We start from the raw sequence: 11412 nt of genomic DNA on the forward strand, positions 1-11412 counted from the left end.
TGCTCAAATTCATTTCCGTACAGGAGGCCGACCATGTCTCTCATCCATGAAATCGACTACGGCACTCCCGCTTCTAAATCGGAAACCATGGTGACGCTCACCATCGATGGGCAGCAGATCAGTGTACCTGAAGGCACATCCATCATGCGGGCGTCGATGGAAGCCGGCATCAAAGTTCCAAAACTCTGCGCCACCGATATGGTCGATGCCTTCGGCTCCTGCCGTCTCTGCCTCGTCGAGATCGAGGGCCGCAACGGCACTCCCTCCTCCTGCACGACGCCGGTGGCGGCAAACATGGTGGTTCACACGCAGACGGGGCGGCTCAAGGATATCCGCCGTGGCGTGATGGAGCTCTATATTTCCGACCATCCGCTCGACTGTCTCACCTGTGCCGCTAACGGCGACTGCGAATTGCAGGACATGGCCGGCGCCGTCGGTCTGCGCGATGTGCGCTACGGCTATGAGGGCGACAATCACGTCAAGGTCCGCAACAACGGCGACATCAATCTGAAATGGATGCCGAAGGACGAATCCAATCCCTATTTCACCTATGATCCTTCCAAGTGCATCGTCTGTTCGCGTTGCGTGCGCGCCTGCGAGGAAGTGCAGGGCACTTTCGCGCTGACGATCGAGGGGCGTGGTTTTGGTTCCCGCGTTTCGCCCGGCATGCACGAGCATTTCATCGATTCGGAGTGCGTTTCCTGCGGCGCTTGCGTCCAGGCCTGCCCGACCGCGACGCTGACGGAGAAGTCGGTCATCCAGATCGGCCAGCCGGAGCATTCCGCCGTCACCACCTGCGCCTATTGCGGCGTCGGCTGCTCTTTCAAGGCGGAAATGCGCGGCGAGGAGCTGGTGCGCATGGTGCCGTGGAAGGACGGCCAGGCCAATCGCGGGCATTCCTGCGTCAAGGGCCGCTTCGCCTACGGCTATTCGACGCACAAGGACCGCATCCTCAACCCGATGATCCGCGAAAAGGTCAGCGACCCCTGGCGGGAGGTGAGCTGGGACGAGGCCTTCGCGCATGTGGCGTCGGAGTTCCGCCGCATCCAGTACCAATATGGCCGCGAAGCCGTCGGCGGCATCACTTCCTCACGCTGCACCAATGAGGAAACCTATCTGGTGCAGAAGCTGATCCGCGCCGGCTTCGGCAACAACAATGTCGATACATGCGCCCGCGTTTGCCATTCGCCGACCGGTTATGGGCTCGGCCAAACATTCGGGACGTCGGCAGGCACGCAAAATTTCGACAGCGTCGAACATTCGGACGTCGTCGTCATCATCGGCGCCAATCCGACCGACGGACATCCGGTCTTCGCCTCGCGGCTGAAGAAGCGGCTGCGCCAGGGCGCCAAGCTCATCGTCATCGATCCCCGCCGCACTGATATCGTCCGCTCGCCGCATGTCGAGGCTTCCTACCATCTGCCGCTGAAGCCGGGCACCAATGTCGCGGTGATGACGGCGCTGGCGCATGTGATCGTCACCGAGGGGCTCTATGACGAGACGTTCATCCGCGAGCGCTGCGACTGGTCGGAGTTCGAGGATTGGGCGGCCTTTGTCGCCGAGCCGCAGCACGGCCCCGAGCAGACCGAGATCTTCACCGGCGTGCCGGCAGCGGACCTGCGCGGCGCGGCGCGGCTCTTTGCCAAGGGCGGCAACGGCGCGATCTATTACGGCCTCGGCGTCACCGAACACAGCCAGGGTTCGACCACCGTTATCGCCATCGCCAACCTTGCGATGGCGACCGGCAATATCGGCCGTCCCGGTGTGGGCGTGAACCCGCTGCGCGGCCAGAACAACGTGCAGGGCTCCTGCGACATGGGTTCTTTCCCGCACGAGCTGCCCGGCTACCGACACATTTCCGACGATGCGACGCGCGATATTTTCGAGAAGCTCTGGGGCGTGAAGCTCAACAACGAGCCGGGGCTGCGTATCCCGAACATGTTGGATGCGGCCGTCGACGGCTCGTTCAAGGGCATCTATATCCAGGGCGAGGATATCCTCCAATCCGATCCCGATACGAAGCATGTTGCGGCCGGGCTTGCGGCCATGGAATGTGTCGTGGTGCAGGATCTCTTCCTCAACGAGACAGCGAACTACGCTCATGTCTTCCTGCCGGGCTCGACCTTCCTTGAGAAGGACGGCACTTTCACCAATGCCGAACGGCGTATCAACCGCGTGCGCAAGGTGATGTCGCCGCGCAACGGCTATGGCGATTGGGAGGTAACGCAGAAGCTTGCCCAGGCGATGGGGCTCGGCTGGAATTATAAGCATCCGTCCGAGATCATGGACGAGATCGCCGCGACCACGCCGAGTTTCGCGATGGTCTCCTACGACTATCTCGACAAGATGGGCTCCGTGCAGTGGCCCTGCAACGAAAAGAACCCGCTCGGCTCGCCGATCATGCATGTCAACGGTTTCGTGCGCGGGAAAGGCAAGTTCATCCGCACCGAATATGTGGCGACCGACGAACGCACCGGCCCACGTTTCCCGCTGCTGCTCACCACCGGCCGAATCCTCAGCCAGTACAATGTCGGGGCGCAGACGCGGCGGACGGAGAATGTCGCCTGGCATGCCGAGGACCGGCTGGAAATCCATGCGCACGATGCGGAGCAGCGCGGCATTCGCGACGGCGACTGGGTGAAGCTCGTCAGCCGTTCCGGCGATACGACGCTGAGGGCACTGATTACCGATCGCGTCGCGCCCGGTGTCGTCTATACGACCTTCCATCATCCCTCCACACAGGCGAACGTCATCACCACCGACTTCTCCGACTGGGCGACGAACTGTCCGGAATACAAGGTGACAGCGGTGCAGGTGTCGCCTTCCAACGGGCCGAGCGAGTGGCAGCTCGAATATGACGAGCAGGCACGGCAATCGCGCCGCATCGCCGGCAAACTCGAAGCGGCGGAGTGACGATGCGGGGGTGGCTTGGGATTGTCGATGAGCGATTCACTTCTCCCCGCCGGGGGGAAGAGGAGCGTGCAGCATGACTTTCGCCACCACCGCGCGTGCCTCCGAAACCGCCCGCCGCAACGGCATTTTGCACAACGGTTCGCGCATCGTGCCGGAGGAAGTGCCGATCGCCTTTTCGTACGGCGGCAGTTCGCATGCAGTGATGATGGCGACACCCGCGGATCTTGAAGATTTTGCCGTCGGCTTCAGCCTGACCGAAGGGATCATTGCCGATCAGGCGGAGATATCAGGCATCGAGATCGTCGAGGGCGAGCAGGGCATCGACGTGCAGGTCAGCCTTGCCGACGACGTCGCCGATCGGCTGAGGGCACGACGCCGCAGCATGGCCGGGCCGGTCGGCTGCGGGCTCTGCGGCATCGAATCGATCGACCAGGCGGTGCGGCCGGTGCCAGACGTGACGACAGCGGCGCTGGCGCTATCGCATGCGGATATCGTTCGGGCGGTCTCGCTTCTGAACGAAGCGCAGCCCCTGCATCGGGAGACGCGGGCGGTGCATGGTGCCGGGTTTTATCTTCCGGCCAGGGGATTGGTTACCGTGCGCGAAGATGTCGGCCGGCACAATGCGCTGGACAAGCTCTGCGGCGCCGTCATCCGCGCCGGCGAAAGGGGCGGGAACGGCGCTGTCGTCGTCACCAGCCGGCTGTCGGTCGAGATGGTGCAGAAGGCGGCGATCCTCGGCAGCCCCGTGCTCATCGCCATTTCAGCGCCGACAGCTCTTGCCATCCGCACGGCCGAAGAGGCCGGCATGACGCTCGTCGCGCTGGTGCGCGGCGAAGATTTCGAAATTTTCACCCACCCGCACCGCATCTCGCCCGAAAGCATTGCCGATGTCGCATGATACCAAAAGCAAGCTCGTTTACATGGCAAATCAGATTGCAACCTTCTTCAAGAGCCAGCCGGCAGACGAGGCCGTTCAGGGCGTCGCCACGCACATCAATAAATTCTGGGAGCCGCGCATGCGGCGGCAATTGTTTGAAATTCTCGAGAAGGAGGAAAACGGCCTGGATGCTCTCGTACTTCAGGCCGCTCCCATGATCCGCAAGCCGGAGGCGGAGGTAAACCAGGTCCGGTAATCCAACGTGGCGTCTGTCGGAGGGGAGGCAGCAGCAAACTGCCTGCGCATGCGCCAATGCATACATCATGAAATCTAATCGATTTAAATAGATTAAGTTCGAATGTTACATCGTCCTTTGCGCGTCTGAACAACGGCGACGCGACAATCACAGCAAGGTCTGAAACAAGGAGGAGTTGTTCATGACTGCAGCGGAATCACGTACAGACGGAGCGTTGGCGGGCTCGGGCCTTCTTGATCGCGAAAGGATTATCGCAAGGCCCGGCTTCAACAGGTGGCTGGTGCCGCCGGCGGCTCTTGCGATCCACCTCTGCATCGGCATGGCTTATGGTTTCAGCGTGTTCTGGCTGCCGCTTTCAAAATCGCTCGGTGTCACGGCCCCGACCGCCTGCCCCGATCTGACGCTTGCCTCGGCGCTCTTCACCACGACTTGCGACTGGCGCGTCGCCGATCTCGGCTGGATCTATACGCTTTTCTTCGTTCTGCTCGGCTCGTCCGCCGCCATCTGGGGCGGCTGGCTGGAGCGGGCCGGTCCGCGCAAGGCGGGCGTCGTTTCCGCCTGCTGCTGGTGCGGCGGCATCGTGCTTGCCGCCGTCGGCGTCATCACCCATCAGCTCTGGTTGATGTGGCTCGGCGCCGGTGTCATCGGCGGCATTGGTCTCGGCCTCGGTTACATCTCGCCGGTCTCGACGCTGATCAAGTGGTTTCCCGACCGGCGCGGCATGGCAACCGGCATGGCGATCATGGGCTTCGGCGGCGGCGCGATGATCGGTGCTCCGCTTGCCAACCTGCTGATGAATGCCTTCAAGACCGATACCTCGGTCGGCGTCTGGCAGACCTTCATCGTCATGGCGGCGATCTATTTCGTCTTCATGATGGGCGGCGCCTTCGGCTACCGCATTCCGCCGGCCGGCTGGCGCCCGGAAGGCTGGACGCCGCCGGCGGCCAAGAGCACGATGATCACCACCAGGCACGTGCACCTGCGCAACGCCCATAAAACCAAGCAGTTCTGGCTCATCTGGGCCGTGCTGTGCCTCAACGTCTCGGCCGGTATCGGCGTCATCCGCATGGCCTCGCCGATGCTGCAGGAGATTTTCGCCGGTTCGCTGATCGGCCTGCCCGATGTCGGTTTCGCTCAGCTGGATGCCGGACAGAAGGCATCGATCGCCACGATCGCCGCCGGTTTCGCCGGCCTGCTGTCGCTCTTCAATATCGGCGGACGGTTCTTCTGGGCGTCGCTCTCCGACAAGATCGGCCGCAAGAACACCTATTATAGCTTCTTCATCATCGGCATCGCGCTCTATGCGCTGGCGCCGACCTTCGCCGGCATGGGTAACAAGGCGCTGTTCGTTCTCGCCTTCGGCGTCATCCTCTCGATGTATGGCGGCGGCTTCGCGACGATCCCGGCCTATCTTGCCGATATCTTCGGCACGCAGTTCGTCGGCGCCATCCATGGCCGGCTGCTGACGGCCTGGGCAACGGCCGGCATCGTCGGCCCCGTTGTCGTCAACTATATCCGCGAAGCGCAGATCGCCGCCGGCGTCGCACCAGGCCCGGCCCTCTATACCGGTACCATGTATATCCTCGCCGGCATGCTGGCGCTCGGGCTCGTCGCCAACGCGCTGGTCCGGCCGCTTCCGGACAAGTGGTTCATGGGAGATGACGAGGTCGCGGCGCTGCAGGCGAAGTCGGCGACCGTCAATGCCGGGCCGACCGGCTCCTTCGGCATTGGCACCGGCGGGCTGGACGCCAAGGCAATGCTCGCCTGGGCCGTCGTCGGCATTCCGTTGCTCTGGGGCGTCTGGGTGACGCTGAAGGCGACCTTCGCCCTCTTCGGGTAAACGAAAAGCGCGTCGCCCGGGCTCGGGGCGGCGCGCTCTATTTCCGAACGTCCAGCGGCAGGAAATCAGAATTCTTCCCAGCTCTGAGCATTTGCTGCTGCCGCGCCATGGGCTTTTGCGACGCGCGCAACGAGGTGCAGTGCCGGTGTAACTGTCTGCCTTGCCTCTGGTCTGCCGAGGGTCTGGGTCTGGCCCGGGAGGCGGAATTTCGCCAGCAGGACACGCAGCGTTTCGGCTTCCCTGGCAAGGCTGTGGCTGGCGGCGGTGCTCTCCTCGACCATCGCCGCATTCTGCTGCGTCGCCTGGTCCATGGTATTGACCGCCTGGTTTATTTCCTTGAGGCCGACGGCCTGTTCCTTCGATGCCTTGACGATCGCCTCGACATTGCCATCGATATCGCCGACCTGCGCGACGATCCTTTCGAGCGCCTGACCGGTCTCGCCGACGAGGCCGACGCCGTTCCTGACGAGCTCGCTCGACGCGTTGATCAGCGCCTTGATCTCCTTGGCGGCCTTGGCCGAGCGTTGCGCGAGCTCGCGAACCTCCTGGGCCACGACCGCGAAGCCCTTGCCGGCGTCGCCGGCCCGTGCCGCCTCGACGCCGGCATTCAGCGCCAGGAGATTGGTCTGGAAGGCGATGTCGTCGATGACGCCGATGATATTGTTGATCTCGCGAGAGGACTGTTCGATCTGGTCCATCGCCGCAACGGCGTTGCGGACCACGAAGCCGGATTGTTCGGCGCCTTGCTTGGTCTTGGCGACGAGCCGGCCGGCTTCGTCGGCGCGACGACTGGAATCATTGACGGTGGTGGTGATCTCCTCCAGCGCGGCAGCCGTCTCCTCGATCGATGCGGCTTGCTGTTCCGTCCGCTTCGAGAAGGTGTCGGCCGATGCGCCGATTTCGCGGGAGCCGGCGGCGATCGCACTGGCGTTTTCACCGATCGTCTTCATGGTTTGGGCGAGGTCGCCGATCGCGCTGTTGAAATCCTGGCGTAGCTGTTCCATCGACGGAACGAAAGGCGTGTCCACTGTCCGCGTCAGGTTGCCTTGTGAGAGATCGCGAAGCGCAGTGCCGAGCGCGGAGATGGCGCTCATGCGTTCCGTGACGTCGGTCGCGAATTTTACGACCTTGTAGACATTGCCGTTGACATCGACGATTGGGTTATAGGCTGCCTGTATCCAGATTTGCCGGCCGCCCTTGCCGAATCGGACAAATTCATTGGCGATGAATTCGCCCCGCGCCAGCCGCTTCCAGAAATTGGCATAGTCCCCGGTCTTGGCGTAGGCAGGATCGCAGAACATGCTGTGGTGCTTGCCAGCGATTTCCGCGAGCGAATATCCCATTGCGTCGCAGAAATTGTCGTTGGCTGTCAGGATCTCGCCCGTAGGGGTGAATTCGATCACCGCCTGCGAGCGCGAGATCGCCTCCAGCTTACCGGCATCTTCGACTGCCTTCCTTTTCGCGGCCGTGATATCGGCCGCGAATTTTACCACCTTGAAGGGTTTGCCGCCCTTGAACACCGGATTATAGGAAGCCTGGATCCATATTTCCCGGTTGCCCCTGGCAAAGCGTTTGTAGGGGCCGGCATCATATTCGCCGCGCCCAAGCCGCGCCCAGAATTCGCGGTAGTCCTGGGTTGCCGTATAGGCCGGCTCGCAGAACATGCTGTGATGCTTCCCGAGGATCTCGCTCAGGCTATAGCCAAGCGCGCGGCAGAAATTCTCGTTCGCCGCCAGGATGTTCCCTTTGAGATCGAATTCGATGATCGCCTGCGATTTGGAGATGGCGTCGAGTATGTATTTGGAATCGGCGGTCAGACCAAACATTACTGTCCCTTTGAGATGCACAGCTTCTGCTGTTTCAGCTGGAGAAGCGAGGGGCGGGTGAGATGTGCCGGGTAAAGGAGGAACCGGAACCCGGTTATCATTCCCTTGTGCCGGAGATTTATCATCCGATGCTTCACGATCATGCTGAGGGAACGTGATTAATATTGTGTATAAGCGGTATTACTAATATTTTAGGATCGAAATAAATCGCGGAGACTTGCTTGCCTCGGCAAGAAAAAGCCGCCCGAAGCGGACGGCTTTCCAATATAGGAATGAAGCCGGCCAGCTTAGGCCGCCAGTTCATCCGTCTCATTTTCCTTGAACATCTTGGCGAGGTTCAGGAAGCAGATCATGCCATTTTCCGAAGCGATAATGCCTTCGCAATAGGCGCGGTCGAAGGAAGCGGTTACCTCAGGCACAGGCTGGACCTGGCTGGACGAGATGGTGAGAATGTCCGAGACGCGGTCGACGAGCATGCCGATGACCATGCTGTGAACTTCGGCGACGACGATGGCGCTGCGTTCGTTGGCGACCGTGCTCTTCATGCCGAGCTTATAGGCGAGATCGATAATCGGGATGACCGAGCCGCGCAGGTTCATGACGCCGATGACATCGGCCGGTGCATGGGGGATCGGCGTCGAAGGCGCCCAGCCGCGGATTTCGCGAATGGTCGTGGTCTTGACGCAAAATTCCTGATCATGCAGGCGGAAGGCAATGATCTCGAGCGTATCGCCGCTGAAGCTAGTGGAATTGATCGTGGCCATTAGAATTCTTCCCAACTGTCGTAAGCCAAGGCAGAAGCGGGGCACCACCATTGGCGCGGACGAGCTTTGCCTTCACACCACGCGATGGCTTTGCGCGCGGCGAAGCATCGTTACGGTTTCGACCACATTAGCCGAAGAGTGTTGCCCAAATCTAAATCGGGAATGGCATTGCGAAGCTTTCAGTCGCGATCTACTTCAGCCGATCGTCTTTTCAATCTGCGAAACCGCCCAATCCACCTGTTCCCTTGTTATCACAAGTGGCGGAGCGAGGCGGATCGTGTGGTCATGGGTGTCCTTGGCGAGGAGCCCCCGCTCTTTCAGCGCATGACAATATTGCCGCGCGCCGCCGGCTTCGGGCTCCAGCTCGATGGCCACCATCAGGCCGCGGCCACGCACTTCCCTGACGATGTTCGAGCGGATCGACCTCAGGCCCTCGAGGAAATAATCGCCCATCGCGGCGGCATTCTCGATCATGCGCTCCTCCACGAGCACCTTGAGGGCGGTGCGCGCCACCGCACAGGCGAGTGGATTGCCGCCGAAGGTCGAGCCGTGCTGGCCGGGCTTCAGCACGCCCAGCACCTCGGAATTGGAAAGTACGGCTGAGACGGGATAGAAGCCGCCGGACAGCGCCTTGCCGATCAGCGTCACATCGGCCTCAATGCCTTCATGTTCCTCGGCCAGCAACTTGCCGGTGCGGCCGAGGCCGGTCTGGATCTCGTCGAGGATCAGGGTGACGTTGTTATCAGTGCAGAGTTCGCGGATGCGGGTGAAGTACCCGGCGGGCGGGATGATGACGCCGGCCTCCCCCTGGATCGGCTCGATCAGAGCAGCCACCGTATTGTCATTGATTGCGGCGGCGAAAGCCTCGGCATCGCCGAAGGGGATGATGCGGAAGCCCGGCGTGTAGGGACCGAAGCCGGTGCGGGCGTCGGGATCGGTGGAGAAACTGACAATGCTCAGCGTCCGGCCGTGAAAATTGTCGGCGCAGACGATGATTTCCGCCTTGCCTTCAGGCACACCCTTGACCTCGTATCCCCACTTGCGCACCGCCTTGATCGCCGTCTCCACAGCTTCCGCGCCGGAGTTCATCGGCAGGATCTTGTGCGAGCCCGTCAGCGCCGCAAGCTCCTCGTAGAGATAGGCGAGCTGGTCGTTGCGGAAGGCGCGGGAGGTGAGCGTCAGCCTGCCCGCCTGCTCGACCATGGCGGCGAGGATCTTCGGGTGGCAATGGCCCTGATTGACGGCGGAATAGGCAGAGAGGCAATCGAGATAACGGTTGCCGTCGGTATCCCAGACATAAACGCCTTCGCCGCGCGTCAGCACCACGTCAAGCGGCTTGTAATTGTCGGCGCCGAGCCGCTGTTCCGTGGCGATCAGTTTTTCCGAAGTGTTCATGGCGCTTCTCCCCCAGTTTTGTCTATGCAGCACGTGTCGGACGATCGAAGATGCGGCGGCCGAAGAGGCTTGCCGTCAGTTCCACCAGGATGCGGGCGCTCTTGCCGCGATCATCAAGAAACGGATTGAGCTCGACGAGATCGAGCGACGAGACGAGGCCGCTGTCCGAAAGCATTTCCATGACAAGATGCGCCTCACGGAAGGTCGCGCCGCCGGGCACCGTCGTGCCGACACCGGGGGCGATCTCGGGGTCGAGGAAATCGAGATCGAGGCTGACATGCAGCAGGCCGTTCGCCTTGGCGACGACTTCCAGAATATGGCGCATGATGGCGCCGATGCCTTGCTCATCGATCGCGCGCATATCGAAAACGTTGACGCCGTGTTCATGAATTTCCTCGCGCTCGCGCGCGTCGACGGAACGGATGCCGACCTGGAAGACATTCTTCGGGTCGACGAAGGAGCGATCTTTCGGCAGGATTTCGGCGAACTCCGCTTCGCCGCAGAAGAAGGCGACGGGCATGCCGTGAATATTGCCGGAGGGCGACGTCGCCGGAGAGTTGAAATCGGCATGGGCATCGAGCCACAGCACGAAAAGCGGGCGCCCTTTGCTGGCGGCATAACGCGCCATGCCGGAGACGCTGCCCATCGACAGGCTGTGATCGCCGCCGAGGATCAGAGGGAAGCGGCCGGAGGCGGCGACGTCATGGACGCTGCTTTCCAGCGCGCGCGTGAAGGCGCCGACGATCCTGAGATTATGCGCCTTCGTATGATTCGGCAGATCCATCGCAGGCACGATGGAGAGATCGCCGTTATCGGCGACATCATGGCCGAGATCGATCAGCGTCTGGTCGACACCGGCAATGCGCAGTGCCGCGGGACCCATGGCGGCGCCTCTGCGGCCGGAACCTTCTTCCAAGGGGGCGCCAATGAGGGTGACAGATCGCGTTTGGACATTCATTCGAGGGCTCCGTGGTGAGGCCTGTTTCGGCCGATAGTGGGATAAAGGGCTGGCAGCAAAAAGATGGAAAAAAGCCAGAAATGAATTATGATTGCGCAGATTGATAAAGCTATTTTGACAAAGTGATCAGCGTGGACGATCTCGACACCGAACTTCTGAGCGCCCTTCGTCACAATGCCCGGGTTTCCGTTTCGTCCCTCGCGGCATTGACGGGTGCATCGCGGGCAACCGTCGCCTCTCGTATCGACCGGCTGGTCGCCAGCGGCACCATCGTCGGCTTCACTATACGCACCGGTCACGAGACGCGATCCGCCGGTGTGCGCGCCATCGTCATGATCGAGGTGCTCGGCAAGCTCGCCGACCGGGTGGCCGATCAGCTCCGGGGTCTGCCGCAGGTGCGCGCGCTCCACAGCACCAACGGTAAATGGGATTTCGTCGCCGAGTTGGAGGATCGTGATCTTGCCTCCTTCGACGAGACGCTACGCCGCATCCGGCTGATCAACGGCATCAATTCGACCGAGACCAATATTCTTCTCAAGACCAGCAAGACAGGTTTTTAAACCGGCTTAGAACGGTTCAGCCT

9 protein-coding genes are annotated in these 11412 nt (G+C 61.6%); 5 read left to right on the forward strand and 4 right to left on the reverse strand.

Features of this window, described 5'->3' with window-relative positions; all coding sequences use genetic code 11:
* Positions 1–33 precede the first annotated feature (33 nt).
* The 4 genes from fdhF (at position 34) to GA0061105_RS21445 (ending at position 5886) form a co-directional block, all read left to right on the forward strand.
* Positions 34–2913, forward strand: a complete 2880-nt coding sequence (gene fdhF / locus GA0061105_RS21430; protein WP_064696507.1) for a formate dehydrogenase subunit alpha — start codon at positions 34–36, stop codon at positions 2911–2913.
* A gap of 73 nt (positions 2914–2986) precedes the next feature.
* A complete protein-coding gene (gene fdhD, locus GA0061105_RS21435) occupies positions 2987–3811 on the forward strand; it encodes a formate dehydrogenase accessory sulfurtransferase FdhD (protein ID WP_064696506.1) in 825 nt (274 codons plus the stop codon).
* Entirely contained in the window at positions 3801–4046 is a 246-nt protein-coding gene (locus GA0061105_RS21440; protein ID WP_064696505.1) for a formate dehydrogenase subunit delta, read from the forward strand. The genes fdhD and GA0061105_RS21440 overlap by 11 nt, the downstream gene beginning before the upstream one ends.
* Positions 4047–4227: 181 nt before the next feature.
* Positions 4228–5886 carry an OFA family MFS transporter gene (locus GA0061105_RS21445; protein ID WP_092752687.1) on the forward strand — a complete coding sequence of 553 codons (1659 nt, stop codon included), beginning with the start codon at positions 4228–4230 and terminating at the stop codon, positions 5884–5886.
* Between the two features lie 65 nt (positions 5887–5951).
* Here GA0061105_RS21445 and GA0061105_RS21450 read toward each other — a convergent pair whose 3' ends face one another.
* From GA0061105_RS21450 to rocF, 4 genes are all read right to left on the reverse strand, one after another.
* Complete coding sequence (locus tag GA0061105_RS21450; protein ID WP_092752689.1) at positions 5952–7712, reverse strand: methyl-accepting chemotaxis protein; 1761 nt, start codon at positions 7710–7712, stop codon at positions 5952–5954.
* A 287-nt stretch (positions 7713–7999) separates the two neighbouring features.
* A complete protein-coding gene (locus GA0061105_RS21455; protein ID WP_007632607.1) occupies positions 8000–8476 on the reverse strand; it encodes a chemotaxis protein CheW in 477 nt (158 codons plus the stop codon).
* Between the two features lie 195 nt (positions 8477–8671).
* The gene (gene rocD / locus GA0061105_RS21460) at positions 8672–9871 is read right to left on the reverse strand and encodes an ornithine--oxo-acid transaminase (protein WP_092752691.1); all 1200 of its coding nucleotides are present in this window, start codon (positions 9869–9871) and stop codon (positions 8672–8674) included.
* Between the two features lie 22 nt (positions 9872–9893).
* Positions 9894–10829 carry an arginase gene (gene rocF, locus GA0061105_RS21465; RefSeq protein WP_064696501.1) on the reverse strand — a complete coding sequence of 312 codons (936 nt, stop codon included), beginning with the start codon at positions 10827–10829 and terminating at the stop codon, positions 9894–9896.
* A 122-nt stretch (positions 10830–10951) separates the two neighbouring features.
* Here rocF and GA0061105_RS21470 point away from each other — a divergent pair, with 122 nt between their 5' ends.
* A complete protein-coding gene (locus tag GA0061105_RS21470) occupies positions 10952–11389 on the forward strand; it encodes an Lrp/AsnC family transcriptional regulator (RefSeq protein ID WP_208601677.1) in 438 nt (145 codons plus the stop codon).
* The last annotated feature ends 23 nt before the right edge of the window (positions 11390–11412 follow it).

Origin of the sequence: Rhizobium aethiopicum (assembly GCF_900094625.1) — a bacterium.
GTDB lineage: Bacteria > Pseudomonadota > Alphaproteobacteria > Rhizobiales > Rhizobiaceae > Rhizobium > Rhizobium aethiopicum.